The organism is Pseudomonas sp. CH61, from assembly GCF_059429415.1.
This window is the reverse complement of sequence record NZ_CM182098.1, coordinates 410,937-436,978: the sequence shown is the minus strand read 5'-3', so window position 1 is coordinate 436,978 and position 26,042 is coordinate 410,937. Positions and strand designations below refer to the sequence as shown.

Annotated in this window: 24 protein-coding genes; 7 read left to right on the top strand and 17 right to left on the bottom strand. The window is 59.2% G+C overall.

Annotated elements, in window-relative coordinates; translation table 11 throughout:
- Nucleotides 1–10: 10 nt before the first annotated feature.
- On the bottom strand, nucleotides 11–196 hold the full coding sequence (locus tag AC5SEM_RS01905; RefSeq protein WP_007908956.1) for a hypothetical protein: 186 nt from the start codon (nucleotides 194–196) through the stop codon (nucleotides 11–13).
- Nucleotides 197–596: 400 nt separating this feature from the next.
- On the opposite strand from AC5SEM_RS01905, the gene AC5SEM_RS01900 reads away from it, so the two are divergent.
- Complete coding sequence (locus AC5SEM_RS01900) at nucleotides 597–2,225, top strand: glucan biosynthesis protein D (protein WP_116028700.1); 1,629 nt, start codon at nucleotides 597–599, stop codon at nucleotides 2,223–2,225.
- 207 nt (nucleotides 2,226–2,432) lie between these two features.
- Here AC5SEM_RS01900 and AC5SEM_RS01895 read toward each other — a convergent pair whose 3' ends face one another.
- The 3 genes from AC5SEM_RS01895 to AC5SEM_RS01885 form a co-directional block, all read right to left on the bottom strand.
- Nucleotides 2,433–3,539 carry an NADH:flavin oxidoreductase/NADH oxidase gene (locus tag AC5SEM_RS01895; RefSeq protein ID WP_137219481.1) on the bottom strand — a complete coding sequence of 369 codons (1,107 nt, stop codon included), beginning with the start codon at nucleotides 3,537–3,539 and terminating at the stop codon, nucleotides 2,433–2,435.
- A 283-nt stretch (nucleotides 3,540–3,822) separates the two neighbouring features.
- The gene (gene recJ / locus AC5SEM_RS01890; RefSeq protein ID WP_077571268.1) at nucleotides 3,823–5,532 is read right to left on the bottom strand and encodes a single-stranded-DNA-specific exonuclease RecJ; all 1,710 of its coding nucleotides are present in this window, start codon (nucleotides 5,530–5,532) and stop codon (nucleotides 3,823–3,825) included.
- A gap of 55 nt (nucleotides 5,533–5,587) precedes the next feature.
- Entirely contained in the window at nucleotides 5,588–6,130 is a 543-nt protein-coding gene (locus AC5SEM_RS01885; RefSeq protein ID WP_007908961.1) for a YaeQ family protein, read from the bottom strand.
- 146 nt (nucleotides 6,131–6,276) lie between these two features.
- Here AC5SEM_RS01885 and AC5SEM_RS01880 point away from each other — a divergent pair, with 146 nt between their 5' ends.
- Both AC5SEM_RS01880 and AC5SEM_RS01875 read left to right on the top strand, forming a co-directional pair.
- Nucleotides 6,277–7,476, top strand: a complete 1,200-nt coding sequence (locus tag AC5SEM_RS01880) for a CaiB/BaiF CoA transferase family protein (protein ID WP_137219479.1) — start codon at nucleotides 6,277–6,279, stop codon at nucleotides 7,474–7,476.
- Nucleotides 7,457–8,383 carry a TIGR02285 family protein gene (locus tag AC5SEM_RS01875; RefSeq protein WP_495472054.1) on the top strand — a complete coding sequence of 309 codons (927 nt, stop codon included), beginning with the start codon at nucleotides 7,457–7,459 and terminating at the stop codon, nucleotides 8,381–8,383. The genes AC5SEM_RS01880 and AC5SEM_RS01875 overlap by 20 nt, the downstream gene beginning before the upstream one ends.
- A gap of 176 nt (nucleotides 8,384–8,559) precedes the next feature.
- On the opposite strand, the gene AC5SEM_RS01870 is transcribed toward AC5SEM_RS01875, so the two are convergent.
- From AC5SEM_RS01870 to xerD, 7 genes are all read right to left on the bottom strand, one after another.
- Nucleotides 8,560–8,841: a DUF3509 domain-containing protein gene (locus tag AC5SEM_RS01870; RefSeq protein ID WP_122598066.1), complete on the bottom strand. Its 282-nt coding sequence runs from the start codon at nucleotides 8,839–8,841 to the stop codon at nucleotides 8,560–8,562.
- A gap of 166 nt (nucleotides 8,842–9,007) precedes the next feature.
- Nucleotides 9,008–9,415 carry a response regulator gene (locus tag AC5SEM_RS01865; protein WP_077571265.1) on the bottom strand — a complete coding sequence of 136 codons (408 nt, stop codon included), beginning with the start codon at nucleotides 9,413–9,415 and terminating at the stop codon, nucleotides 9,008–9,010.
- A 116-nt stretch (nucleotides 9,416–9,531) separates the two neighbouring features.
- The gene (locus AC5SEM_RS01860; protein ID WP_495472053.1) at nucleotides 9,532–10,905 is read right to left on the bottom strand and encodes a transporter substrate-binding domain-containing protein; all 1,374 of its coding nucleotides are present in this window, start codon (nucleotides 10,903–10,905) and stop codon (nucleotides 9,532–9,534) included.
- 120 nt (nucleotides 10,906–11,025) lie between these two features.
- Nucleotides 11,026–12,435 carry a threonine synthase gene (gene thrC, locus AC5SEM_RS01855; protein ID WP_368967529.1) on the bottom strand — a complete coding sequence of 470 codons (1,410 nt, stop codon included), beginning with the start codon at nucleotides 12,433–12,435 and terminating at the stop codon, nucleotides 11,026–11,028.
- 109 nt (nucleotides 12,436–12,544) lie between these two features.
- Nucleotides 12,545–13,849 (bottom strand): homoserine dehydrogenase, encoded by a 1,305-nt coding sequence (locus tag AC5SEM_RS01850; protein WP_007908972.1) that lies wholly within the window; start codon nucleotides 13,847–13,849, stop codon nucleotides 12,545–12,547.
- A gap of 131 nt (nucleotides 13,850–13,980) precedes the next feature.
- Nucleotides 13,981–14,712, bottom strand: a complete 732-nt coding sequence (gene dsbC, locus AC5SEM_RS01845) for a bifunctional protein-disulfide isomerase/oxidoreductase DsbC (RefSeq protein ID WP_007908974.1) — start codon at nucleotides 14,710–14,712, stop codon at nucleotides 13,981–13,983.
- 254 nt (nucleotides 14,713–14,966) lie between these two features.
- Nucleotides 14,967–15,863: a site-specific tyrosine recombinase XerD gene (xerD, locus tag AC5SEM_RS01840; protein WP_495472052.1), complete on the bottom strand. Its 897-nt coding sequence runs from the start codon at nucleotides 15,861–15,863 to the stop codon at nucleotides 14,967–14,969.
- A 108-nt stretch (nucleotides 15,864–15,971) separates the two neighbouring features.
- On the opposite strand from xerD, the gene AC5SEM_RS01835 reads away from it, so the two are divergent.
- Nucleotides 15,972–17,780, top strand: coding sequence for a cation:proton antiporter (locus AC5SEM_RS01835; protein ID WP_212622904.1), 1,809 nt, complete (start codon nucleotides 15,972–15,974; stop codon nucleotides 17,778–17,780).
- 118 nt (nucleotides 17,781–17,898) lie between these two features.
- Here AC5SEM_RS01835 and AC5SEM_RS01830 read toward each other — a convergent pair whose 3' ends face one another.
- The 6 genes from AC5SEM_RS01830 to ffh form a co-directional block, all read right to left on the bottom strand.
- Nucleotides 17,899–18,312: an acyl-CoA thioesterase gene (locus AC5SEM_RS01830; RefSeq protein WP_331694843.1), complete on the bottom strand. Its 414-nt coding sequence runs from the start codon at nucleotides 18,310–18,312 to the stop codon at nucleotides 17,899–17,901.
- Nucleotides 18,313–18,458: 146 nt separating this feature from the next.
- Nucleotides 18,459–18,809, bottom strand: coding sequence for a 50S ribosomal protein L19 (rplS, locus tag AC5SEM_RS01825; RefSeq protein WP_003175895.1), 351 nt, complete (start codon nucleotides 18,807–18,809; stop codon nucleotides 18,459–18,461).
- Between the two features lie 45 nt (nucleotides 18,810–18,854).
- A complete protein-coding gene (gene trmD / locus AC5SEM_RS01820) occupies nucleotides 18,855–19,607 on the bottom strand; it encodes a tRNA (guanosine(37)-N1)-methyltransferase TrmD (RefSeq protein WP_077571260.1) in 753 nt (250 codons plus the stop codon).
- A gap of 2 nt (nucleotides 19,608–19,609) precedes the next feature.
- The gene (rimM, locus tag AC5SEM_RS01815) at nucleotides 19,610–20,146 is read right to left on the bottom strand and encodes a ribosome maturation factor RimM (protein WP_141128877.1); all 537 of its coding nucleotides are present in this window, start codon (nucleotides 20,144–20,146) and stop codon (nucleotides 19,610–19,612) included.
- A 5-nt stretch (nucleotides 20,147–20,151) separates the two neighbouring features.
- A complete protein-coding gene (gene rpsP / locus AC5SEM_RS01810) occupies nucleotides 20,152–20,403 on the bottom strand; it encodes a 30S ribosomal protein S16 (protein WP_003185073.1) in 252 nt (83 codons plus the stop codon).
- Between the two features lie 311 nt (nucleotides 20,404–20,714).
- Nucleotides 20,715–22,091 carry a signal recognition particle protein gene (ffh, locus tag AC5SEM_RS01805; RefSeq protein WP_008081630.1) on the bottom strand — a complete coding sequence of 459 codons (1,377 nt, stop codon included), beginning with the start codon at nucleotides 22,089–22,091 and terminating at the stop codon, nucleotides 20,715–20,717.
- A gap of 210 nt (nucleotides 22,092–22,301) precedes the next feature.
- On the opposite strand from ffh, the gene AC5SEM_RS01800 reads away from it, so the two are divergent.
- The 3 genes from AC5SEM_RS01800 to AC5SEM_RS01790 all read left to right on the top strand — a co-directional run bounded on the left by AC5SEM_RS01800 (nucleotide 22,302) and on the right by AC5SEM_RS01790 (nucleotide 25,952).
- Complete coding sequence (locus AC5SEM_RS01800) at nucleotides 22,302–23,114, top strand: cytochrome C assembly family protein (RefSeq protein ID WP_137219473.1); 813 nt, start codon at nucleotides 22,302–22,304, stop codon at nucleotides 23,112–23,114.
- 12 nt (nucleotides 23,115–23,126) lie between these two features.
- The gene (locus tag AC5SEM_RS01795; protein WP_495472051.1) at nucleotides 23,127–24,368 is read left to right on the top strand and encodes a transporter associated domain-containing protein; all 1,242 of its coding nucleotides are present in this window, start codon (nucleotides 23,127–23,129) and stop codon (nucleotides 24,366–24,368) included.
- Nucleotides 24,369–24,635: 267 nt separating this feature from the next.
- Nucleotides 24,636–25,952, top strand: coding sequence for an MFS transporter (locus AC5SEM_RS01790; protein ID WP_137219471.1), 1,317 nt, complete (start codon nucleotides 24,636–24,638; stop codon nucleotides 25,950–25,952).
- Nucleotides 25,953–26,042 lie beyond the last annotated feature (90 nt).

The following is a 26,042-nucleotide window of genomic DNA, read 5'->3' as shown; positions in this document are numbered from 1 at the left end:
TTATTTCCACTCAAAACCGCGAAACACTCCGCATCGCATCCACCAGATACCGCATCGCAATCCGGTCATTCTCCGAAAGCTCCCGATAACGCTCCACCAGCTTCACTTCGTCAGAGCTGAGCCGACGCCTTTTGCGGCCGCTGCCCAGGCACGGAAAGATGCCCAACATGTCGGTGATACCTTGTATTTTTGCCATGGACGATGTCCTTCAATACTGCAAAGAATTGCTTAAACACCACATCGCCCTGCCCCTTACAGCAGCGCCGTGTGCCCTACCGGTCAGATGGGTCGCACCGGTCATGCCCATAGAATAGAAATTAAATCGGCGCTGAAAAGCGGTTTTTAGAGTAATTAGTCGAAAAAAGCAGATATGCCGTGTAAATCAGAACGCGCTGTCAGATTTTTAACCGACATGTCTTGTTTCATTGACACACTGGCGCGGTGAATCAACGAATTTTGCATTGCGAGCGAACCGTTTAAGCTAGCCGGCATCTGTTTATAGTCCGTTGCGTTTGGCCGAAGGCTTGTCCGAACCGTTATTTCTGATCCAGCACGTGCCAGGAACGGCGCGGGATTGCACACGACAGGTTGTATTTATGCATCGCAGGAATTTGCTCAAAGCGTCCATGGCCATTGCGGCTTACACCGGTCTTTCGGCCACTGGCCTGCTGGCCAGCCGTGCGTGGGCGGCCAATGGCGGCGCCGCCGATGGCGAGGCGCAGGCGTTTGACTTCGAAGCGCTGAAGCGCCAAGCCAAGCAACTGGCTGGCAGCGCCTATCAGGACACCAAACAGGTGCTGCCGCCAACCCTGGCGACCATGACCCCGCAGAACTTCAACGCGATCCGTTACGACGGCGAGCATTCGCTGTGGAAGGAAAACAAGGGCCAGCTGGACGTGCAGTTCTTCCACGTCGGCATGGGCTTCCGTCAGCCGGTGCGCATGTACAGCGTCGACGCCAAAACTCGCACTGCCCGCGAGGTGCATTTCCGCCCGGCACTGTTCAACTATGAAAACACTTCAGTCGACACCCAGCAGCTCAAGGGTGACCTCGGTTTTGCCGGCTTCAAGCTGTTCAAAGCGCCGGAGCTGGATCGTCACGATGTGTTGTCGTTCCTCGGCGCCAGCTATTTCCGTGCGGTAGACGCCACTGGCCAATATGGCCTCTCGGCGCGCGGCCTGGCGATCGACACGTACGCGAAAAAACGCGAAGAATTCCCTGACTTCACCAAGTTCTGGTTCGAGACACCGGACAAGAACGCCACCCGATTTGTGGTGTATGCCCTGCTCGACTCGCCGAGTGCCACCGGCGCTTATCGCTTCGACATCGATTGCCAGGCCGAGCGCGTGGTGATGGAAGTCGATGCGCACATCAATGCGCGCACGGCGATCGAGCAATTGGGCATCTCGCCGATGACCAGTATGTTCAGTTGCGGCACCCACGAGCGCCGCATGTGCGACACCATCCACCCGCAGATCCACGACTCGGATCGTCTGGCGATGTGGCGCGGCAACGGCGAGTGGATCTGCCGTCCGCTGAACAACCCGGCGACCCTGCAATTCAATGCGTTTGCCGACACCGATCCAAAAGGTTTCGGGCTGGTGCAGACCGATCATGAATTCGCCAACTATCAGGACACCGTCGACTGGTACAGCAAGCGCCCGAGCCTGTGGGTCGAACCGACCACGGCGTGGGGCGAAGGCTCTATCGATCTGTTGGAAATTCCTACAACCGGGGAAACCCTCGACAACATCGTCGCGTTCTGGACACCGAAAAAACCGGTGGCTGCCGGCGATTCGCTGAACTATGGCTACAAGCTTTACTGGAGTGCATTGCCGCCGGTAAGTACGCCGTTGGCGCGAGTGCAGGCAACCCGTTCCGGCATGGGCGGTTTTGTTGAGGGCTGGGCACCGGGCGAGCATTACCCGCCGGTGTGGGCGCGTCGTTTTGCCGTGGACTTCACCGGCGGTGGTCTGGATCGCTTGCCGCAGGGCACCGGGATCGAGCCAGTGGTGACCTGCTCGAACGGCAAGGTGCAGGATTTCAGCGTGCTGGTGCTGGATGACATCAAGGGTTACCGGATCCTGTTCGACTGGTACCCGACCAATGACAGCGTGGAGCCGGTGGAGCTGAGGTTGTTTATTCGCACCAATGACCGCACGTTGAGCGAGACCTGGTTGTATCAGTACTTCCCGCCGGCGCCGGACAAGCGTAAGTACCCTTGATGATTCTCTAGCGTTTGGGCGGGCCTCTTCGCGAGCAGGCTCGCTCCCACAGTTGATCTCGGCCGATCACAAAAGTCATCACCGGCATTGATCCAATGTGGGAGCGAGCCTGCTCGCGAAGGCCGCACGGGCAAAACAACATTCAGCAGACAAAAAACAAAGCCCCGGCCATCACTGACCGGGGCTTTTTGCTTTATTGCGACTGACTCAATCGCGCAAATCAGACTCATGAATCGGCTGATCCCGATGAGTCGCACGCTGATACTGCGCCGGCCACACCGCTTTGCGCCCACCGAGATCATCGTCGGCGTGCAGCGGCCAGTACGGATCACGCAGCAGTTCCCGTGCGAGGAAGATGATGTCAGCCTGACAGGTGCGCAGAATGTGCTCGGCTTGCGCCGGCTCGGTAATCATTCCCACGGTGCCAGTGGCGATGCCTGACTCCTTGCGCACACGTTCGGCGAAGCGTGTTTGATAGCCTGGACCGACCGGAATCTCCGCGTTGGCTGCAGTTCCGCCCGAAGAGACGTCGATCAGATCCGCGCCCAAGGTGTGCAGGCGTCGCGCCAGCTCTACGGTTTCATCCGGGTTCCAGCCATCCTCTACCCAGTCTGTGGCCGAAACGCGAACAAACACCGGCAACTCCTCAGGCCAGACCGCCCTCACCGCTTCAGTCACTTGCAGCACCAGACGAATGCGGTTCTCGAACGATCCCCCGTACTGATCACGACGCTGATTGCTCAGCGGCGAAAGAAACTGATGCAGCAGATAACCATGCGCCGCATGCACCTCAACCACACTGAAACCCGCCTTCAAGGCGCGTTTCGCGGCATCGACAAACGCCTGAATAACGTCAGCGATTTGCCCTTCATCCAGCTGTTTCGGTTGCGTGTGTTGCGGATCGAAGGCAATCGGCGACGGCCCGACCGGAGTCCAACCGCCATCATCGGGTTTGACGCTGCCGTGCTTGCCGATCCACGGCCGATGGGTGCTGGCCTTGCGCCCGGCATGGGCCAGTTGGATGCCGGCAACCGCGCCCTGAGACGTAATGAAGCGGGTAATGCGTTGCAGCGGTTCGATCTGTTCGTCGTTCCACAGGCCTAGGTCTTCGGCGGTGATCCGCCCGTCGGCCGTGATCGCCGTGGCTTCAGTGAAGACCAGACCGGCGCCGCCCACCGCGCGGCTGCCGAGATGCACCAAATGCCAGTCGTTGGCCAGGCCATCGACGCTGGAGTATTGGCACATCGGTGACACGGCGATGCGGTTGGGCAGTGTCAGTTGGCGCAGGGTGAAGGGTTCAAGCAGCAGACTCATGGGGCACCTCTCAAATCAGTGGGCAGGCTCCAGGGTTCTGTTTGAATAGTCGACGAGTGACAGGAAAAAGGTGCAGCACCCGCCCCCGCGGGCAAAAAATTCGACAAGACGTCACAAGGCCAATCAAGCAGTGCTTAGAGCCTAGTCGACAACCGGAGATGAGGGAGGGTTCAGAGTGATTCAGTGTGTGAAAGGACGCTTTCGCGAGCAGGTCGAATCGTCGCACCGTCGCTCCCACAAGGACAACACCGTACCTGTGGGAGCGAGCCTGCTCGCGAAGGGGTCAACGCGGTTCGATGTGGGCAATCATCAGTTGTACCGTCTCATTACCCCGAAACTCGTTAACGTCGAGCTTATAAGCCAGCTCAACCCACTGAATCGTTGGATTCGGCCAGATATCGCGATCAACGCCAAAGGCAATACCATCCAGCTTCACCGAGCCACATTCGCTCTTCAGCACCACTTTCAGATGCCGTTCGCCGACCACTCGCTGTTCGACCAACTGAAACACGCCATGAAACAGCGGCTCCGGGAAGTGCTGCCCCCAAGGCCCGGCGTGGCGCAGGGCGCGGGCCAGTTCGAGGTGGAACTCTTCGACCGCCAGCGTGCCATCGGTCAGCATGCGCCCGGTCAGGTCGTCTTCGCGAAGTTGCCTACGCACTTCAGCGTCAAAGGCCTCGGCGAACAGCGGAAAATTCTCCTGCGGCAAGGTCAGACCTGCGGCCATTGCGTGGCCACCGTACTTGGCGATCAGGTTTGGATGTTGCGCTGCGACCACGCTCAAGGCATCGCGAATGTGGAACCCTTGCACCGAGCGGCCCGAGCCCTTGAGCAAACCATCGCCCGCATCGGCAAAGGCAATGGTCGGACGGAAATAACGTTCTTTCATGCGTGAAGCGAGGATGCCGATCACACCCTGGTGCCACTCCGGATCGAACAGGCATAGACCAAACGGCATCGACTCGACCGGCAAGTCCTTGAGCTGCGCCAGCGCTTCACGCTGCATGCCTTGCTCGATGGATTTGCGATCCTGGTTCATGCCGTCGAGTTGCGCGGCCATTTCCCGGGCCAGATTGGCGTCGGCGGTGAGCAGACATTCGATGCCCAGGCTCATGTCATCCAGACGCCCAGCCGCGTTAAGGCGCGGGCCGACGATAAACCCGAGATCGGTAGAGGTAATGCGTGCAGCGTCTCGCTTGGCCACTTCAAGGATCGCTTTGATCCCCGGCCGCGCACGCCCAGCACGAATTCGTTCGAGGCCCTGATGCACCAGAATCCGGTTGTTGGCGTCCAGCGGTACCACGTCGGCAACGCTGCCCAGCGCCACCAGATCGAGCAGTTCGCCGATGTTCGGCTGCGGCTTGTTCTCGTACCAGCCGAGGCTGCGCAAACGCGCGCGCAACGCCATCAACACATAGAAAATCACCCCGACGCCGGCCAGTGCCTTGCTCGGGAACTCGCAACCGGGCTGGTTCGGATTGACCAGCGCATCGGCCAGAGGCAATTCATCGCCCGGCAAGTGGTGATCGGTGATCAGCACTTTGAGGCCATGGCGTTTGGCGGCAGCCACGCCTTCGACGCTGGAGATGCCGTTGTCCACGGTGACCAGCAAATGCGGCTCGCGGGTCATCGCAACTTCGACGATTTCCGGAGTCAGGCCATAGCCATATTCAAAGCGGTTCGGTACCAGATAATCGACGTGCGCCGCACCGAGCAAGCGCAAACCGAGCATGCCGACAGTGCTGGCCGTCGCGCCGTCCGCATCGAAGTCACCAACGATGAGGATGCGCTGGCGCTGTTCCAGCGCCGTCACCAGCAGGTCCACCGCTGCGTCGATGCCCTTGAGTTGCTGAAACGGGATCAACCGCGCCAGGCTCTTGTCCAGCTCTGCCTCGGACTGCACGCCCCGCGCCGCGTACAAGCGGGTCAACAGCGGCGGCAGATCACCGAGAAAAGGCAGAGTTTCGGGCAGTTGACGAGGTTCGATACGCATGGGGTGACGGAGACTTCTCTTGATTACGTGGGATTATTCCGGTGGTGACGCGGGATCAGCCGCGCTCACCTTGCAGCCATTGCAACTGGACTTCGTGCTGACCACGGTCGTCGGTAACGAAGATCGTCCCTTCGCTGATCATCACGTCCCACTTGATAACGCGGGGCATGTCCTTGGCCAGAGTTTCCAGCACTTCTTGCGGGACGGCGGCGATGTTGACGTTCTTCAGATTCTTGATTGCCGGGATCACTTTGGTTTCCCAGACGCGCAAGCTGCCGTAGGCGAGCAGGCTGGTGCGTTCGGTACGACGCGAGCACCAGGTCAGACGGTCGGCGTCTGGCTGGCCGACTTCGATCCAGTGCAGAACACGGTCGTCCAGGCTCTTTTCCCACAGTGCAGGTTCATCCACGTCTGACAGACCGCGACCAAACGACAACTGCTCGTTGTACCAGAGGGCGTAGGCCAGCAGGCGCACGGTCATGCGCTCTTCGGTTTCCGAAGGGTGACGGGCGATGGTCTGCTTGACGCTCTCGTAGACACTGCGGTCGAGGTCGGTGAGGTTCAGTTCAAATTTGTAGGTAGTGGACGGCTGGGCCATGAACGGGCTTCTTGATACGAGGAAAGTCGGCAAGTCTAACCGATGCGGTAGGCAATCATCGAATTGATGGCGATCAACCTGCGGCGTCTGACAGCCGGCTATGTTAAAACGCTGTATCTGCTTAGCCTTGTCCTACAGGATTCAGTATGCCGTTCGCCAACAAACCGCTCAGCGGTGTGAAAGTCATTGAATTGGGTACGTTGATTGCCGGGCCGTTTGCCTCGCGTATTTGCGGTGAGTTCGGCGCCGAAGTGATCAAGATCGAGTCGCCAGACGGCGGTGATCCTCTGCGTAAATGGCGAAAACTGTACGAAGGCACTTCGCTGTGGTGGTTCGTCCAGGCGCGCAACAAAAAATCTCTGACGCTGAATCTCAAGCATCCTGATGGTTTGGCGATCCTGAAAAAATTGCTCAGCGAAGCCGACATCCTCATCGAGAACTTCCGCCCCGGCGTGCTGGAAAAACTGGGCCTGAGCTGGGAAACCCTGCACGCGCTGAACCCGAAACTGGTGATGGTGCGCCTGTCCGGTTTCGGTCAGACCGGACCAATGAAAGATCAGCCAGGCTTCGGCGCGGTTGGCGAGTCCATGGGCGGTCTGCGCTACATCACCGGTTTCGAAGACCGGCCGCCGGTGCGCACCGGCATTTCCATCGGCGATTCGATTGCCGCGCTGTGGGGTGTGATCGGCGCGCTGATGGCGCTGCGTCATCGCGAAGTCAACGGCGGCCTTGGCCAAGTCGTTGACGTGGCGCTGTATGAAGCGATTTTCGCAATGATGGAAAGCATGGTGCCGGAATTCGACGTGTTCGGTTTTATCCGCGAGCGCAGCGGCAACATCATGCCAGGCATTACACCCTCTTCGATTCACACCAGCGCTGACGGCAAGCATGTGCAGATCGGCGCCAACGGTGACGCGATCTTCAAACGTTTCATGCTGATCATCGGCCGCGAGGATCTGGCCAACGATCCGACATTGGCCAGCAACGACGGACGCGATAATCGCCGCGACGAGCTGTATGGCGTGATTGATCGCTGGGTCAATTCGCTGCCGCTGCAAAGCGTGCTCGACCTGCTCAATCAGGCCGAGGTACCGGCCAGCCGGATCTTCAGCGCCGAGGACATGTTCAACGATCCGCAGTATCTGGCCCGGGAGATGTTCCTGCACGCCAAACTGCCCGACGGCAAAGATTTCAAGATGCCGGGCATCGTGCCGAAACTCTCTGAGACACCGGGCAGTTCAGAATGGGTCGGACCGCAACTGGGTGAACACAATGCGCAGGTACTTCACGACCTTGGCTACGACGAGAGACAGATCGCCAAGCTGCGTGAAGACGGAGCCATTTAAGCTGAAGCGCCGGCAGACATCGCATGCCAACCGCGCCCACCATTGGTGGACGTGGCGGCTGTTCGGCCTGTTGTTTTTGCTCGCCCTGTCGACCGGAGCGCAAGCGAAACCGACGCTGATCTGGTTGCTGCGCGACTTGCCGCCACTGACCATTTTCGAAGGCCCGAAAAAGGGCCAGGGCGTGATCGACCAACTGATGCCATTGCTGATCGCCGGCATGCCGCAATACGAACACACGCTGATGCGGGTCAATCGCGCCCGTGGTCTGCAGATGCTTCATGAAAACCCGTTTGCCTGTGACCCCGCGCTGTTGTGGAACAAGGAGCGCGCGCAGTGGGTCGCGTATTCGATCCCGGCGATTCGCGCCGTGAGCAACGGCCTGGTGGTGCGCCAGCAAGATCGCTCGGTGCTCGAACCGTATCTGGTCGACGGTGAAGTGGACCTGTCGGCGCTGCTGGCCGCTACGGAGCGCAAAGTCGGTGTGGTGGCGGAACGCAGCTACGGCGAGTTCATCGACACCCTTTTGCATCAAGCGCCCAGCGGTGCGTTGACGGCGCATTACGGCAACGATGCGCTGACCAATCTGCTGTCGATGCAGCGCCTCGGTCGGTTGCAGGTGGTGTTGGGCTATTGGCCGGAGATTCGCTATCAGGCGAAACAGGCACAGATCAATGAAGATGAACTGGAGTTCTATCCGATTCAGGGCAATGGGAAGTATCTGTCAGGCTACGTCGCCTGTTCCGACACCACGCAAGGCCGCCAGGCCATCAGCGAGATCAATCATCTGCTGCGCACCCTGCCGCATGAACACCTGAATCAGCTCTACGCCGCTTGGCTGGATCCTGACAGACGTGAGGATTATCTGGAACAGGCCCGCACATTCTTCGAACGCCAGGCTGCGCAGTAGGCAAATCGCAGACAAAAGAAACCCCGAGAAGTGGGGAGACGACTCGGGGTTAAACGTGGCCTACATAAAGACCCGTAGCAGCAAGCGACAAGCACCGGAGCACAATGCTTGATCCTGCTGTTACGTGGTCTGACTGACAGGGATGCAGGAAGGTTCCCACAAAAAATATTTCATCTTTACAGCGCCGCACGTTTGTCCAGTGCTGCGTTGCGCAAGGCCGCGATCACACAAGGCTCCAGCCGTCCTTCAGCAATCAGAACGTCGCGGTGCAAGCCGTCAACGACATCGGTCAACTGGCGCTTGTCGGTCAACTGTGCCTGATTGAATTCGCGTTCAACCACGATGGCGCCGTGACTGTTCTTCAAGGTCACCAGGCATTCGCCATGGGAACCGCTTGGAGACAACGAAACCTGATACGGGCTCAGAGCCTCACCGAGCAATAGACTGATACTTTCCATCTCGATCTCCACTCAATAGTCCGAAAACTGTGTGCCTGGGGCGTGTTCACAATAAATGACCACCGGCCCGAGAAGAAAGTTCTGCATACCGATTGCCCCATTCCTGGAGTGTCACCGGTCTGTCAGAGCATGCACGGCGAAGATGACAGAAAAATAACCGTCCCCGTCAAACCCGCACGGGTGGCGAAGCGGCGATCAGGTAGCTATCGAGCAAACCGCGCATCAGTACCGCCGACACCGGGGTTTGCAGGCGTCCCAACAGCCGCACTTTGTGTTCGTTCAGCAAGGGGTCGAGATCGTTCAGCAGGCTTGGCGCGACCGTTCCCAGCAGGATCAGCGCGCGTGCCTCCTGCTGAACCGCCAGATGCTGGATCAGCGCCAGGCCATCGCCGCCCTTGAGCTGCGGATCGCAAATGGCGATATCGACCACGCCGCGATGGCCCAATGAAGACAGGGCCGACGCCAGCGACGGCGCCGTCAGCACGTCATAGATGCCAATGGCATTGAGCATTTGATGCAATGCCATCAGCTGGAACGGATTGGGTTCAAGTATCAGGACTTTAAGCGAGCGCATAAGCGGCCTCTGAAGCGACAATCGCGGACTCTCACCGCAGTGGTTGTCACTCTAGGGCAGCCGTCCTAAGCCTCCCATCGGAAAAGTAGCCGCGTCGTATAGGACATTTCCCATCTTCAATACAGACATCGGCACCCGCTCTCTGTGCGGCGCTGGGTGATGTCCGTCCAGCCACCCAAAAGCCCACGCAATTTACCGTCGGCACTGTAGAACGGCACCGTCCACTGATAGACCTCACGGGTACCGCTCTTGAACTGCAATCGCCGTTTGCTGAAGCGCGACTTGCGCGTGCGCAACTGCACCATGAACTCATCGTGCAACATCAGCGCCGTGGCTTCAGGCAACGCGTTGACTTCAATCAGCAGCCGCCCCAGCACTTGATCCAGTCGAACCGAGAGCACTTCCTCATAGCTACGATTGCACATGATCAGCCGCCCTTGCAGATCACGGACGAACACAGGGTCCGGCATGGAGTCGATCAATGCATGCTGAAATGCCAGTTGATCGCCCAGATCCTTTTCCGCCGCGCGCCGCAGCTTGATCACGGCGGTCAGACGCCGATTCCATATCAGCGACAGCAGGCCGAACACGCCAAGCCCGCCCATTGCCCAGCAACCCCATTCAAGCATCTGCTGCCAGACTGACGGCACGGGCGCCGGTGCAATACCTTCCAGCCATTTCAGGCGGATCGCCCGCAATTCGGCTGCGGGAAACGCCTCAAGGGCCTTGTTGAGAATACTCAGCAGCACAGGCATGCCTTTGCGCACGGCCAGGTTATCCGCTTCCCATTTGCCCTCGACCAGACCGCCGACCTTGAGCAAACCCAGCGGGTAAAGCTGCGCGCCAATTTCGTTTTCGATGGTGGCGTAGGCTTCACCGCTTTCAACCAGCGCCCGCGCCTCGGCGTAGGTCTTGACCGAGCGAATCTCGATCGAGGGAAAGTCACGCCTGATCATGTCTTCCAGCGCATGCCGGGCCGGTAGCACCAGCACGCGTTTGCTCAACTGCTCGAAGGCATCCAGCCGAGGTGCGTCAGCGCGGCCGACAAACACCCAGCCCGCGCCACCGAACGCATGGCTGTAATCGAGGAATGCCTTGCGCTCCTCGCTCATGGCCAGGGTCGTACTGATATCGGCCGCGCCGCTCTCCAGACGTTCAAGCATGTGATCAGTGGAAAAAGACTCCTGATGCACAAACTGCAGCCCGGTCATCGCCGTCACGCGCTTGAGCACGTCGTTGTTCAAGCCGCTCCACTGACCGTGCTCATCCTGAAACAGATACAACGGATACTGCACCGACGTCACCGTCACTTTGGGGTTGTCGCGAATCCATTGACGCTCGTGTGCAGCCAGTTCGATGGGCTGGACTCCGGACGCCCCGGCATCATCGTGCAGCGCCAGTTGCGCCGCCACGCTGCAGCGCATCAACGCCAATAATCCGAACATGAACAACACACCCAGTGCCGGTTTCAAACCTCTATAAAACAGCATTGCCACTTCCTTCGTGATCGACTCACCCGTCCTTCGTGGGTGAAAACCCGAGCAGTGTGGCAGCAGAAACAAAAAAGCCCGTCAGGAGACGGGCTTCAAAATGTGACAGCTTTTACCGGCTTAAAGCGGCTTGCCGCGGTTGCCATGCTGGCTGACAAAGGCTTGCACGGCTTTCAGCTCATTTGGCAGAACGGTGCAACGCTCGTTTCGCTCAAACAAATCAGAAAGATGTGTAGGTAGCTCGAGCGCTTTTCCTACACCGGCTTTCTCCACTGCATCCGGGAATTTCACCGGATGCGCGGTGCCGAGGATCACCATCGGGATGTCCAGGCTGCGTCGGCATTCGCGTGCAGCCTTGACGCCGATGGCGGTGTGCGGATCCAGCACTTCGCCGGTCTGCTCGTAGACTTCGGCGATGGTTTCGCAAGTCTGCGCGTCGTCCACGGCCAGCGAATCGAACAGTTTGCGCGCTTCGGTCCAGCGCTCTTGCTCGACGCTGAAACCACCACCTTGCTTGAACGTGTCCATCAGGCCGGCGATCGCTGCGCCGTTGCGACCGTGCAGGTCGAACAGCAGGCGTTCGAAGTTCGACGAGACCATGATGTCCATCGACGGCGACAGCGTGGCGTGCAGAGTGTCCTTGACGTACTGATTGCCACTCATGAAGCGGTGCAGGATGTCGTTGCGGTTGGTGGCGACGATCAACTGGTTGATCGGCAGGCCCATGTTGCGCGCCAGGTAACCGGCGAAGATATCGCCGAAGTTGCCGGTCGGCACCGAGAACGACACCGAACGCGCCGGGCCGCCCAACTGTAGGGCCGCGTGGAAGTAGTAGACGATCTGGGCCATGATCCGCGCCCAGTTGATCGAGTTCACCGCCACCAGGCGCGTGCCTTTGAGGAAGCTCTGATCGGCGAAGCTCGCCTTGACCATTTCCTGGCAGTCATCGAAGTTGCCTTCGATGGCGATGTTGTGGATGTTCTCGCCGAAAATCGTGGTCATCTGCCGGCGCTGCACTTCGGACACACGGTTGTGCGGGTGCAAGATGAAGATGTCGACGTTTTCGCAGTGCTTGCAGCCTTCGATGGCGGCCGAACCGGTGTCACCGGAGGTGGCGCCGACGATTACGACGCGCTCGCCGCGCTTTTCCAGCACGTAGTCGAGCAGACGACCGAGCAGTTGCAGGGCGAAGTCCTTGAACGCCAGGGTCGGGCCGTGGAACAGCTCGAGGACCCATTCGTTGCCGTTCAGCTGACGTAGCGGCGCCACGGCGCTATGGGCGAACACGCCGTAGGTTTCTTCAAGGATCTTTTTGAAATCGGCGTCCGGAATGCTGCCGGTGACGAACGGGCGCATGACGCGGAAAGCCAGCTCGTGATACGGCAGACCGGCCCAGGAAGCGATTTCTTCCTGGGTGAAACGTGGCAGATTTTCCGGAACGTACAGACCGCCGTCGGTCGCCAGACCAGCCAGCAGGACGTCTTCGAAATTCAGGGCCGGTGCCTGGCCGCGGGTACTGATATAACGCATGATTTCAAACCTTCGGTTTGAGCTTCAAGCTACGAGCTACAAGCTGCAAGTAAAAGCCAGACCGCTTTTCTCTTGCAGCTTGCAGCTCGAAGCTTGCAGCTGCTTCTGTTTAGTTCAGGTGCTCGACGCGGATCCGGACAACCGGACCATTCACGCCGGCCAGCGCTTCGAGGGCGGCGATGGCATCGTTGATGCGCTGCTCGACCACACGGTGGGTCAGCAGGATCATTGGCACCAGACCGTCGTGTTCCTCGACTTCCTTCTGCATGATCGACTCGATGTTGATGCCGCGCTCCGAGAGGATGCTCGCCACCTGAGCGAGTACGCCCGGATGGTCCTTGGCCTGAATGCGCAGGTAGTAAGCGCTTTCGCAGGCTTCGATCGGCAGGATCGGATGGGCCGACAGCGAGTCCGGCTGGAAGGCCAGATGCGGCACGCGGTTTTCCGGGTCGGAAGTCATGGCGCGAACCACGTCGACCAGATCGGCGATCACCGACGAAGCGGTTGGCTCCATGCCAGCGCCAGCGCCGTAGAACAGCGTCGAACCGGCAGCGTCACCGTTGACCATGACTGCGTTCATCACGCCGTTGACGTTGGCGATCAGGCGATCGGCCGGGATCAGCGTCGGGTGTACGCGCAACTCGATGCCGGCGGCAGTGCTGCGCGCCACACCGAGGTGCTTGATGCGGTAGCCCAGCGCTTCGGCGTAGTTGACGTCAGCGGTGGTCAGCTTGGTGATGCCTTCGGTGTAAGCCTTGTCGAATTGCAGCGGAATGCCGAAGGCGATGGAGGCCAGAATCGTCAGTTTGTGCGCGGCGTCGATGCCTTCAACGTCGAAGGTCGGATCGGCTTCGGCGTAACCCAGTGCCTGCGCTTCGGCCAGCACGTCTTCGAAGGTACGGCCCTTCTCGCGCATTTCGGTGAGGATGAAGTTACCGGTGCCGTTGATGATCCCGGCGACCCAGTTGATGCGGTTGGCGGACAGGCCTTCACGGATCGCCTTGATCACCGGAATGCCACCGGCCACGGCCGCTTCGAACGCCACGATCACGCCTTTCTCGCGAGCCTTGGCGAAAATTTCATTACCGTGAACGGCAATCAGAGCCTTGTTCGCGGTGACCACATGCTTGCCATTCTCGATGGCCTTGAGTACCAGCTCGCGGGCAACGGTGTAGCCGCCCATCAGCTCTATGACGATGTCGATCTCAGGGTTCGTGGCCACTTCGAAGACATCGTTGGTAATCGCAATACCGGTCGTCTGGAACTGAGGCTTTGGCGTGCGCATGGCAATTTGTGCCACTTCGATTCCACGCCCGGCACGACGAGCAATTTCCTCGGCGTTGCGCTGAAGTACGTTGAAGGTACCGCCACCGACGGTCCCTAACCCACAGATGCCTACTTTGACCGGATTCACTGTGAACTCCCCATAAAACGGCCGACGCGGGGTCGGCCGGAAAACAACCGCGTGCTCGCGGCTCTCTATTAATGGCCCGGCGATGTGGCTGCCGAACCATGATCGTCACGGTTGACCGTGACGATGCGAATTTACTTCGCGCCCAGCGCCAGTTTGGCGACTTGTGGCGCAGGCTGGTAGCCCGGAATCACTTGTCCGTCAGCCAAAACGATGGCCGGTGTACCGTTCACGCCGATCGACTGACCGAGGGCGAACTGTTTGGAAACCGGGTTATCGCACTTGGCGGCCTTGATTTCCTTGCCATCGACCATTTTGTCCATGGCGGCTTTCTTGTCTTTCGAGCACCACACGGCTTGCAGTTGCTCGTCACCCGGCGAGTTCAAACCCTGGCGCGGGAACGCAACATAACGCACTTCAATGCCGCGCTTGTTCAGTTCAGGCACTTCGGCGTGCAGTTTGTGGCAGTACGGGCAGGTGGTGTCGGTGAACACGGTGATGTGCGATTTGGTTTCGCCCACGGCCGGGTACACCACGGTTTCGGCAACCGGAATGGCATTGATCAGTTTGGAGATGCCCAGGCGCTCGGTCTTCTCGGTCAGGTTGACCGGTTTGCCGTCCTTGAGCTGGAACAGGTAACCCTGAACGATGTACTGGCCGTCGGCGCTGGCGTAGAGCACGCGGCTGCCCTTGAGCTTGACTTCGTACATGCCCGGCAACGGGCTGGCACTGATGCTTTCTACCGGAACCTCGAGTTCGAGTTTTTCCAGGCTTTGACGAATCGCTTTGTCGGCCGCGTCATCGGCGACGGCAAAGGTGCTGACCAACGCAATGGCTGCGGCGGCGAAAATCTGGGTCAGACGCATGAGAACTCCTGAAGGCGGACAAATGGAACGATCAGAACGCCCGTGCCGGAACACCGGGTCATAACCGTCCATCGTGCAAACCGGCAAAGCCTAACACATAAGGCCACGGTGGCCGAATGCGCCTGTCGCCACACTTTCAGGACTGCACAGATCCTTGTGGGAGCGAGCCTGCTCGCGAAAGCGGTGTGTCAGCTAAATGAACGCAGACTGACACTCCCTCTTCGCGAGCAGGCTCGCTCCCACAGGATTTTTGTTCAGCCTCTTGGGTGATGTTTGGCGTGCAGGTCTTGCAGCCGGGCGCGGGCGACGTGGGTGTAGATCTGCGTGGTGGAGAGGTCGCTGTGGCCGAGCAGCATCTGCACCACGCGCAAATCCGCGCCATGGTTGAGCAGGTGCGTGGCAAACGCGTGACGCAAGGTATGCGGCGACAGCGACTTGCCGATCCCGGCAACCTTGGCCTGATGCTTGATCCGGTGCCAGAAGGTCTGGCGAGTCATCTGCTCGCCGCGCTGACTGGGAAACAGCACATCACTGGGCCGCCCACCGAGCAGTTCGCCACGACCATCGCGCATGTAGCGCTCAATCCAGACAATCGCCTCCTCGCCCATCGGCACCAGCCGTTCCTTGCTGCCCTTGCCCATCACCCGCAACACACCTTGACGCAGGTTGACCTGCTCCAGCGTCAGACTGACCAGTTCGGTCACACGCAGCCCGCAGGCGTACAACACTTCCAGCATGGCGCGGTCACGCTGGCCGATCGCTTCGCTCAAATCCGGTGCCTTGAGCAGCGCCTCGACGTCGGCTTCCGACAAGGACTTGGGCAGTGGCCTACCGAGTTGCGGCATGTCGATGCGCAATGTCGGGTCGACGCTGATCAGCTTTTCCCGCAGCAGATAGCGATAAAAGCCACGCACACCGGAGAGAAATCTCGCTGTGGAGCGCGGTTTGTAGTTCTGCTCAAGACGCCAGGCCAGATGATCGAGGATCAGTTCGCGACCGGCGTTGATCAACTCAAGGTTTTTCTCCTGCAGCCAGCCATTGAACAGCGCCAGATCGCTGCGATAGGCGCCGCGGGTGTTGTCGGACAGGCCCTTCTCCAGCCATAAAGCGTCGAGGAATTGGTCAATCAATGGATGGTCGATGGCAGGCATGGGCGCTCAAGACACGCGACCTTGAGGCCGACGCGCAAATGTAGAGTGAACTGTAGGAATGGACGCTAGTCTTTCATAGCCCGCTATTTCAAGGAACAGGGAGCATCAATGAACGAGCAGCAAATTCTACTGGCATTTGGCGGGATTGGCGCGGCGGCGCTGGGGTGCCAATGGCTGGCCTGGCGCCTGAAGCTGCCGGCGATTCTGTTCCTGCTGCTGACCGGCATTCTGGTCGGCCCGGTGCTGGGCTGGCTCGACCCACAGGAAATGTTCGGGCCGCTATTGATGCCGCTAGTATCGCTGGCCGTGGCGCTGATTCTGTTCGAGGGCAGCCTGACCCTGCACCTGTCGGAATGGAAGGAGATCGGCAGCGTCGTCCATCGTTTGGTGACCCTTGGCGCGATTTCGACCTGGATCGTTATCGCGGTGGCTACGCACTTCCTGCTCGGTTTCGACTGGATGTTGGCCATCCTGTTCGGCAGCCTGACGCTGGTGACCGGGCCGACGGTGATCGTGCCGATGCTGCGCGTGGTGCGGCCGAAAGCCTCGATTGCCAACATTCTGCGCTGGGAAGGCATTGTCATCGACCCGATCGGCGCCCTCCTCGCCGTGGTGGTTTACAGCTTCATCATTGCCAGCGCTGAAGGTCATGGACTTAAGCAGAGCCTGTTCACTTTTGGCGGCGTGATTGTCTGTGGCGCGGTGTTCGGGATTGTCGGCGGTTGGTTGCTCGGCACGGTGATCCGCCGGCAGTGGCTGCCGGAATATCTGCATAACCTCGCCTCGCTGGCGGCGGTGCTGGGGATTTTCATTGCTTCGAACACCGTGATGCACGAGTCGGGACTGTTGGCGGTGACGTTGATGGGCATGTGGCTGGCCAACATGAAGGGCGTGGATGTACGGCACATCCTGCACTTCAAGGAAAACCTCAGCGTGCTGCTGATTTCCGGGTTGTTCATTTTGCTGGCGGCGCGGCTGGATCTGTATGCGTTGATCGGGCTGGGGCCGCTGGTGCTGATTCTGCTGCTGGTGATTCAGTTGATCGCCCGGCCGCTGAACGTGTTGCTCAGTACCGCGGGCTCCAGCCTGAGCTGGCGTGAGCGGGCATTGCTGTGCTGGATCGCGCCACGCGGGATTGTCGCGGCGGCGGTCTCGGCGATTTTCGCGATTCGCCTGCATGAAGCCGGGCATGAAGGTGCGTTGCTGCTGGTGCCGCTGACCTTCGCGGTGATTATCGGCACCGTCGTGCTGCAGAGCGCCACGGCACGACCGCTGGCTCGCCTGTTGAAGGTTGCAGAACCGGCGCCGAGCGGTTTTCTGATCGTCGGCGCCAACGGCCCCGCGCGGGAGCTGGGTAAGTCGCTGCAGCAACTGGGCAGCCGCGTGCTGCTGACCGATTCGAGCTGGGAAAACATTCGCGCTGCACGCATGGAAGGTTTGCCGACGTATTTCGGCAACCCGGCCTCGCAACATGCCGATGCGCATCTGGACCTGGTCGGGCTCGGGCATTTGCTGGCGCTGTCGCCTTCGGGTGAGCTGAATACCTTAGCGGCCATGCGTTTTCGTCACGACTTCGGCCATCAGCGTTTGTTCGGGTTGGCCAGTGGTCATGAGAGCCGGCGTAGCGACAAGCATCGTGCGAGTCTGGAACATCGCGGCAATCAGTTGGGCAGCGAGGCGTTTACCTACGCGAAACTCGCCAGCCAGATGGGACAGGGTGCCGAGTTGTATAGCACGACGCTGACGGATGGATTTGGCTGGGAGGATTACCGCGCACTGCATGGGAATCGCGCGACGTTGTTGTTCATGCGCGATGACAGTGGCTGGGTGCATGTGGTGACGCCGGAGACGGCGGTGAAGCCTGGTGCGGGGTGGACGTTGCTGGCCTTGATTCAGCCGGAGGCCAGCGGCGTCTGAGCTGACGCCTTCGCGAGCAGGCTCGCTCCCACAGGTTCTGTGCCGGACACAAATGTTGTGTTTACCCCGATCACTGTGGGAGCGAGCCTGCTCGCGAATGGCGCGACTCGATATCAGATCAGGCAGCAAACCCTGGCAGCACCGGCACTGGCCGCTTGTCATCATCAATGGCGACAAAGCTGAACTGCCCATGAATCGCCTTCTCGCGGCCATCACAGCTCATGCTCTCGACAAACACTTCCACCTCGACCTTGAGGCTGGTGTTGCCGACCTTGATCACCCTTCCCACCAACTCGACGATGGAACCGGCCGGGATCGCGTGATTGAAGTCGATGCGGTCGGTGGACACGGTCACCAGTGGCAAGCGGCAGAAGCGCGTGGCGGTGATGAACGACACTTCGTCCATCCATGCGAGCGCCGTGCCGCCGAACAGGGTGTTGTGGTGGTTGGTGGTCGGCGGGAAGACGGCTTTGGTCACGCGGGTCACCGAGAGTTCGGTGCGGCGTTGGATTTCCTGGTCGCGGGGAGTCATGGCAATTGCTGCTCGTGTATACGGGTGCCAAGCAAAGCAAGATCAAAAGATCGCAGCCTTCGGCAGCTCCTACAGGGGAATGGGAGGAATTTCGGGCAACAAAAAAGCAGCCCGTAGGCTGCTTTTTTCTGCATCGGAAGCTGGACTTAAGCCAGTTTTTCCTTGATGCGAGCTGCTTTACCCGACAGGTCGCGCAGGTAGTACAGCTTGGCTTTACGTACGTCACCGCGACGTTTGACAGCCATGCTGTCGATCTGCGGGGAGTAGGTCTGGAAAGTACGTTCTACGCCAACACCGTTGGAGATTTTACGAACGGTGAACGCACTGTTCACGCCGCGGTTACGCTTGGCGATTACAACGCCTTCGAACGCTTGCAGACGGGAACGATCGCCTTCCTTCACTTTCACCTGAACGACAATAGTGTCGCCTGGGGCGAAGGTAGGGATTTCTTTGGTCATCTGCTCTGCTTCGAGTGCAAGGATGATTTTGTTGGTCATGCTGTGCTCCTAAGGTAAATCGTTCGATCTACCATCGATACGTTGTTAACTATCGTCCCGCTCGCGGATGTATTCCTCGAGCAGCTTCTTCTCTTCTCCAGAAAGCGAGCGGCTTTCCAGAAGATCGGCGCGTCGTTCAAAGGTCCTACCAAGGGACTGCTGTAAACGCCAACGCCGGATATGCGCGTGATTGCCACTCAGCAACACGTCGGGAACACGCTGATCCGCATACACCTCAGGTCGGGTGTAGTGCGGGCAATCCAGCAGACCATCCGTAAAGGAATCTTCCTCAGCGGAATCCGCATGCCCTAAAGCTCCAGGCAGCAGTCGTGTAACCGCATCGATCAGGACCATCGCCGGCAGCTCGCCGCCAGACAGTACATAGTCGCCAATCGACCACTCTTCATCGACATGAGCCTCAATAAAGCGCTCGTCAATGCCTTCATAGCGGCCGGCAATCAGGATCAATGCATCCGATTGTGCCAACTCGCGTACCGCCGACTGAGTCAGTTGACGGCCTTGGGGGGACAGGTAAATCACCTTCGCCGCCTCCCCGGCTGCTGCCTTGGCCTGAACCAGAGCATCTTCCAGGGGCTTGATCTTCATCACCATGCCCGGACCACCGCCAAACGGGCGATCGTCCACAGTGTGATGCCGATCCGTCGTGTAGTTCCGCGGATTCCAACAGGTCAGCTGCAAGAGCCCCTGTTTGACCGCACGACTGGTGATGCCGTAGTCGCCGATGGCGGAAAACATCTCGGGAAACAAACTGATCACTTCTACGCGCAAATTAGCCACGTTTAGAAGTCCGCGTCCCAATCCACCTTCATCTCGCCCGCTGCCAGGTCGATGGCCAACACGCATTGCTCCGTATAGGGCAACAGGCGTTCGCGATCATCCAGGCTGCCAGCGCAAGGCTTGACGACCATTACATCATTGGCGCCGGTTTCCAGAAGATGATCGATCTTCCCGAGCAATTGCCCCAGTTGATCAATAACCTTCAGACCTTCCAGCTGGTACCAGTAGTACTCACCGTCGGTCAATTCAGCGAACAGATTGCGCGGCACGCAGATCTCATAACCGGCCAGAAGACGAGCTTCTTCACGATCATCAAGACCCTTGAGCTTTGCGACCAGGAACTTGTCGCTCCCGCGTCCACTGACCAGCTCGACCTGTTTGACATTGCCTTCGCGTTTGAGCGTCCAGGTTTTGTACTGCAACAGGTTTTCAGTCGGATCAGTAAAGGAATAAACCTTCACTTCGCCGCGAACGCCATGAACAGAATAAATTTTGCCAATAACGATCAAATCATCGGCAACAGCAGGCGTCGCGTTCATATTGCTCAGGCCGCAGCCTTTGCAGATTCCTTCAGCAACTGAGCAACACGCTCAGAAGGCTGTGCACCAACGCTCAGCCAGTAGGCTACGCGCTCTTGGTTCACGGACAGACGGATTTCCTGACCACGGGCAACAGGGTTGAAGAAACCAACCTGTTCTTTGTGGGAGCCGTCACGCGGGTTACGCGAGTCGGTTACGGTCAGGTGGTAAAACGGGCGCTTTTTGGAGCCGCCAAGGGCAAGACGGATTGTTAGCATGTGAACATCGTTCCTGTAGTCGGTGCTGCAAATCTAAATGCACAGCGGGCATGGGTGCCCGAAAGGCCGCATATTCTAAGGAATATCCGGACTTTTGCAAATGACTTTTTCCGGCGCCTATGGCATGCCGTGCAGATCTGCATATAGAGCCGTCGATGAAAACGGCCAGTCAGCTCCCGCCGAGTGCGGGTTTGCTGTTGATCCTGCGTCCTTGCAGGGTCTGCGCCGGTGCGACGACCGGCGAAGTCTCAGTGTCCTGTCTCACCCATTTCACTCGTCAAAAGTGAGCAGAAGGGGTGAGACGGGACACCTCACATCTTTGGCATGCCGCCGCCGGGCAACATTCCGCCCATGCCGCGCATCATTTTCGCCATTCCGCCCTTGGCGGTGAATTTCTTCATCATCTTCTGCATCTGCTTGTGCTGCTTGATCAAGCGGCCGATGTCCTGCACCTGAGTGCCTGAGCCCATGGCGATACGACGTTTGCGCGAACCGCTGATCAGCTCAGGGTCGCGGCGCTCGGCCGGGGTCATGGAGTTGATGATGGCTTCCATCTGCTTGAATTGTTTCTCTGCAGCATTCTGGGCATTGCCCATTTGCGACAGGTTGACGCCGCCGATGCTCGGCAGTTTGTCCATGAGCCCGCCGAGGCCGCCCATGTTCTTCATCTGTTGCAGCTGATCGCGGAAGTCTTCGAGGTCGAAGCCCTTGCCCTTCTTCAGCTTCTTGGCCAGTTTGTCGGCCTTGTCTTTGTCGAGGGTCGCTTCGGCCTGTTCGATCAGGCTGAGCACGTCGCCCATGCCAAGAATGCGCGAGGCGATACGCTCAGGGTGGAACGGATCGAGCGCTTCGCTCTTCTCGCCCATACCGATGAACTTGATCGGCTTGCCGGTGATGGCACGTACCGACAATGCAGCACCGCCACGGGCGTCGCCGTCGACCTTGGTCAGGATCACACCGGTCAGCGGCAGTGCATCACCGAAGGCCTTGGCCGTGTTGGCGGCGTCCTGGCCAGTCATGGCGTCGACCACGAACAGGGTTTCGACCGGGTTGATCGCGGCGTGCAGCGCCTTGATCTCGCCCATCATCTCTTCGTCGATGTGCAGACGACCGGCGGTATCGACGATGACTACGTCGATGAATTTCAGTTTTGCTTCTTTAATAGCTGCGGTGGCGATGTCGACCGGCTTCTGGCTCAGGTCGGACGGGAAGAACGTCACGCCGATGTCGTTGGCCAGGGTTTCCAGCTGTTTAATAGCGGCAGGACGGTAAACGTCCGCCGACACGACCATGACCGACTTCTTCTTGCGCTCTTTAAGGAAGCGCGCCAGTTTGCCGGCGGTGGTGGTTTTACCGGCGCCCTGCAGACCGGCCATCAGAATCACGGCGGGCGGCACAGCGCTCAGGTTCAGATCTTCGTTGGCCGCGCCCATCAGGCTTTCGAGCTCAGCCTGGACGATCTTCACGAATGCCTGGCCCGGCGTCAGGCTGCGCGACACCTCGGTGCCGACAGCGCGCTCCTTGACCGAATTGACGAAGTCCTTGACCACCGGCAAGGCGACGTCGGCTTCGAGCAACGCCATGCGCACTTCACGCAGGGTGTCTTTGATATTGTCCTCGGTCAGCTTCGCCTTGCCGGTGACATGGCGCAGCGTCTGCGAGAGACGGTCGGTTAAGTTTTCAAACATTGCGCGATCCTTTCAGGCCCTGTGTAGACCGGGATAATGGCGGCCCAGACCGGAATCAACATGTGCTCGGCGAGCCGGCGGCGTGGGCAGGTCGCGGATTATAGCGAAGACTGCGGCTGGCGGACACCTCGCTGTCAGCTTCCTGAGTCTTTCGTGCCATGGCGGTTCTATGCCAAACTCAGCCCCTTTCGGGCCTGCCTAACAGGATTTATGCTCCCCTTGTCACCCAGTTTATTGACCACTCTCGCCGCCGCCCTTCTATATGCCGCTGCGACCCTTTATCAGAGCACTCGTCTGGCCACCGGCGCCAAGGCGAACAAGCGCCTGCTGGTTACCCTCGGCGTTTTCGCCGTCGTGGCCCACGCTGCCAGCCTGCTCACGCATTTGCTGACGCCGATCGGCCTGGGCCTGGATTTCTTCAGCGCCTCCAGCCTGATTGCAGCGGCAGTGATCGCGCTGACGCTGATCGCCTGCTCACGGATCCCGGTGGAAAACCTGCTGGTGCTGCTGTTCCCGCTCGGTGCGGTCACGGTGCTGCTGGCGCAGTTCGCGCCGACCGGCACGGTGCAGATCATCGATGAAGAGCCGGGTATCCTCGCGCACATTCTGTTGTCGATCCTCGCCTACGGCATGTTCACCATCGCGGTGTTCCAGGCCTTGCTGCTATTGGTGCAAGACCACCAGCTCAAACACAAGCATCCGTCCGGGCTGATCAAGAACTTCCCGCCGCTGCAAACCATGGAAAGCCTGCTGTTCGGCTTCCTCTGGGCCGGCTGGACGCTGCTGTCGCTGTCGCTGATCTCCGGCTGGCTGTTCGTCGAGAACCTGTTCGCCCAGCATCTGGTGCACAAGACCTTGCTGGCCTGTCTGGCCTGGATCGTCTTCAGCGTACTGCTCTGGGGCCGCAATCGTCTCGGCTGGCGCGGTCACAAGGCGATTCGCTGGACCCTCGCCGGTTTCTGCCTGCTGATGTTGGCGTACTTCGGCAGCAAACTGGTTCGTGAATACATCCTGCACATCTGACGGGCGGCATAAATGGACGGTTTGCCCTTAGGGCCGATGCTCGCGGTATTTGTCCTGCTGATTTTGTGGTCAGGGCTGTTTACCGCCGTCGAAATCGCGCAACAGCACCTGCTCGCGCAGCGCACCGCCTCGCGCGCCAGCGACAAACCGCTGGCGAAGCTGAGCTTTCCGCTCGACAGCCTGATTCTCTGCAATACCTTGTGCCGTGCGCTCGCTGTGGTGATTGCGACGCTGCTGGCGATTTTTCTCTGCGAAGAAAACGGCCCGTGGGCGGCATGCCTCGGTGCGGGTGCGATCCTGCTGGTGTTTGCCGATTACTTCCCGCGTACCGTCGCCCATCGTTACCCCGATGCGGTGCTGGCGTTCGGCAACACCTTGCTGGCCGTGCCGTTGAAGATTGTTTATCCGTTTGCCTGGCTGTTCAGTCGTATCAGCGGTTTGCTGATGAGCCCGTTTGCCCGCAAAGTTCAGGTAGTGCAGCAAAGCGAAGATGACTCGCCCGCCGATCGCTACGACGATCCAGAGCATCCGGTTCGCGCGCACCCGGTTTCCGGCATTCATGCGCTGGACAACATCACGGTCAACGACATTCTGGTGCCGCGCAGTGACGTCGACGGCATCAACCTCGACGATTCGATCGAAGAGATCATCGAACAACTGCGGCATAACAAACGCACGCGCCTGCCGGTGTTCCATAGCGACATCAACCAAGTGGAAGCGGTGCTCAACACGCGGCAGATCCGTCATCTGCTGAACAAGGGTGATTTGACCCGTGAAGCGCTGCTGGCGGCCAGTTACGAACCTTACTTCGTGCCGGAAAGCACGCCGCTGCAACTGCAACTGCTGAACTTCCATAAACAGCAGCGGCGGCTCGGCATGGTGGTCGACGAGTACGGTGAAGTGCTCGGCATCGTTACGCTGGAAGATATTCTCGAAGAAATCGTTGGCGAATTCGAAAGCGAGCACAGCATCGATAATCCGCACATTCATCCGCAGGGCGATGGCCGCATGGTGATTGACGGTGCAGCGTCGATCCGCGAATTGAACAAATGCCTCGGCTGGCATTTGCCGAGCGATGGTCCGAAAACGCTGAATGGTCTGGTGACTGAGGCGTTGGAGACGATTCCGGAAAGTGCGGTTTGCTTGAAGATCGGGCGTTATCGCCTGGAGATTCTTGAGACTGAGGAGAACCGGGTGAGCAAGGTGTTGATCTGGCATACCTCTTCTGTGCCTGTTTTGGTGCCTGCCCGATAGAAGATCAAAAGATCGCAGCCTTCGGCAGCTCCTACCCTGCGATCTTTGCTCTTGTTTGATTGTTAGCCCCCTTCCTATAATCGAATCAGCTTACCCAAGCCCCGCCGAACCTTGTGCTTACCCCGCACACAACAGGTTTCGGCTATTTCCGCTGTACTCCGGCGACTGTTCCTACCTGAAACAGCGACCGCGCCTCATCCCACATCCCTGGGTGTTCGACCATAATAATTCGCTCCAACGGAGCTCATGACTGTCAGGGATCACCGCATGACAACCAGTACCGCTATCAGCGACACCACCCCTGCCCAACCGACCAACTCCGCCACCCGCGTGGCGACGGCGAGTTTTATCGGCACCGCGATCGAGTTCTACGACTTCTATGTTTACGCCACCGCGGCTGCGCTGGTGATCGGGCCGGTGTTCTTTCCGCAGACCTCCGGCACCGCGCAGATGCTGTCGGCATTTCTGACCTTTGGTATTGCCTTCCTCGCCCGACCGCTGGGCTCGGCGTTGTTCGGCCACTTCGGTGACCGCATCGGGCGCAAGTCGACGCTGGTCGCTTCGCTATTGTTGATGGGCGTATGTACGACGCTGATCGGCGTGCTGCCGGGTTACGCCACGATTGGCGCCTGGGCACCGATTCTACTGTGCGTGCTGCGCTTTGGTCAGGGCCTGGGATTGGGCGGTGAATGGGGCGGTGCTGCGCTGCTGGCCACGGAAAACGCGCCGAAAGGTAAGCGCGCGTGGTTCGGGATGTTTCCACAGCTCGGCCCTTCGATTGGTTTTCTCGCGGCCAACGGCTTGTTTCTGACTTTGGCCATGACCCTCGATGACGAGCAATTCCGCAGTTGGGGCTGGCGTATTCCGTTTCTGCTCAGTGCGGCGCTGGTGATGGTCGGTCTGTACGTGCGATTGAAGCTGCACGAAACGCCGGTGTTCGCCAACGCCATCGCCCGTCAGGAGCGGGTAAAAATCCCCTTGGTCGAGCTGTTCAGCCAGTATTGGGCACCGACATTGCTGGGCGCGGCAGCGATGGTGGTGTGCTATGCGCTGTTCTATATCTCGACGGTGTTTTCCCTGAGCTACGGGGTTTCCACACTCGGCTATAGCCGTGAGACGTTCCTTGGGTTGCTGTGCTTCGCTGTGCTGTTCATGGCCGCCGCTACGCCATTGTCCGCGTGGGCCAGCGACCGTTACGGGCGCAAACCGGTGCTGATCATCGGCGGCGTGCTGGCGATTCTTTCCGGGTTTCTGATGGAACCGTTGCTGACTCAGGGCTCGACCTGGGGTGTGGCGCTGTTTCTGTGCATCGAGCTGTTCTTGATGGGCGTGACGTTTGCGCCGATGGGGGCACTGTTGCCTGAGTTGTTTCCGACCCACGTGCGTTACACCGGTGCTTCGGCGGCGTATAACCTGGGCGGCATTGTCGGGGCCTCGGCGGCGCCGTTCTTTGCGCAGAAACTGGTGGCGATGGGGGGGCTGAGTTATGTCGGCGGGTATGTGTCGGGGGCGGCGGTGCTGAGTTTGATTGCGGTGCTGTGCCTGAAAGAGACGAGGGATAACGATCTGAATCGGGTTGCCTGACAGAAGATCAAAAGCTTCGCGAGCAGGCTCGCTCCCACAAGGTTTTGGGGTTGGTCACAGATACTGTGTTCACCCAATCCCATGTGGGAG

Excerpts from the sequence above, each read along its gene's own strand:
- AC5SEM_RS01905 (WP_007908956.1), bottom strand. The coding sequence starts at position 196 with ATGGCAAAAATACAAGGTATCACCGACATGTTGGGCATCTTTCCGTGC.
- AC5SEM_RS01900 (WP_116028700.1), top strand. The coding sequence starts at position 597 with ATGCATCGCAGGAATTTGCTCAAAGCGTCCATGGCCATTGCGGCTTAC.
- AC5SEM_RS01895 (WP_137219481.1), bottom strand. The coding sequence starts at position 3,539 with ATGAGTCTGCTGCTTGAACCCTTCACCCTGCGCCAACTGACACTGCCC.
- recJ (WP_077571268.1), bottom strand. The coding sequence starts at position 5,532 with ATGCGTATCGAACCTCGTCAACTGCCCGAAACTCTGCCTTTTCTCGGT.
- AC5SEM_RS01885 (WP_007908961.1), bottom strand. The coding sequence starts at position 6,130 with ATGGCCCAGCCGTCCACTACCTACAAATTTGAACTGAACCTCACCGAC.
- AC5SEM_RS01880 (WP_137219479.1), top strand. The coding sequence starts at position 6,277 with ATGCCGTTCGCCAACAAACCGCTCAGCGGTGTGAAAGTCATTGAATTG.
- AC5SEM_RS01870 (WP_122598066.1), bottom strand. The coding sequence starts at position 8,841 with ATGGAAAGTATCAGTCTATTGCTCGGTGAGGCTCTGAGCCCGTATCAG.
- AC5SEM_RS01865 (WP_077571265.1), bottom strand. The coding sequence starts at position 9,415 with ATGCGCTCGCTTAAAGTCCTGATACTTGAACCCAATCCGTTCCAGCTG.
- AC5SEM_RS01860 (WP_495472053.1), bottom strand. The coding sequence starts at position 10,905 with ATGCTGTTTTATAGAGGTTTGAAACCGGCACTGGGTGTGTTGTTCATG.
- thrC (WP_368967529.1), bottom strand. The coding sequence starts at position 12,435 with ATGCGTTATATCAGTACCCGCGGCCAGGCACCGGCCCTGAATTTCGAA.
- dsbC (WP_007908974.1), bottom strand. The coding sequence starts at position 14,712 with ATGCGTCTGACCCAGATTTTCGCCGCCGCAGCCATTGCGTTGGTCAGC.
- xerD (WP_495472052.1), bottom strand. The coding sequence starts at position 15,863 with ATGCCTGCCATCGACCATCCATTGATTGACCAATTCCTCGACGCTTTA.
- AC5SEM_RS01835 (WP_212622904.1), top strand. The coding sequence starts at position 15,972 with ATGAACGAGCAGCAAATTCTACTGGCATTTGGCGGGATTGGCGCGGCG.
- AC5SEM_RS01830 (WP_331694843.1), bottom strand. The coding sequence starts at position 18,312 with ATGACTCCCCGCGACCAGGAAATCCAACGCCGCACCGAACTCTCGGTG.
- rplS (WP_003175895.1), bottom strand. The coding sequence starts at position 18,809 with ATGACCAACAAAATCATCCTTGCACTCGAAGCAGAGCAGATGACCAAA.
- rimM (WP_141128877.1), bottom strand. The coding sequence starts at position 20,146 with ATGAACGCGACGCCTGCTGTTGCCGATGATTTGATCGTTATTGGCAAA.
- rpsP (WP_003185073.1), bottom strand. The coding sequence starts at position 20,403 with ATGCTAACAATCCGTCTTGCCCTTGGCGGCTCCAAAAAGCGCCCGTTT.
- ffh (WP_008081630.1), bottom strand. The coding sequence starts at position 22,091 with ATGTTTGAAAACTTAACCGACCGTCTCTCGCAGACGCTGCGCCATGTC.
- AC5SEM_RS01800 (WP_137219473.1), top strand. The coding sequence starts at position 22,302 with ATGCTCCCCTTGTCACCCAGTTTATTGACCACTCTCGCCGCCGCCCTT.
- AC5SEM_RS01795 (WP_495472051.1), top strand. The coding sequence starts at position 23,127 with ATGGACGGTTTGCCCTTAGGGCCGATGCTCGCGGTATTTGTCCTGCTG.
- AC5SEM_RS01790 (WP_137219471.1), top strand. The coding sequence starts at position 24,636 with ATGACAACCAGTACCGCTATCAGCGACACCACCCCTGCCCAACCGACC.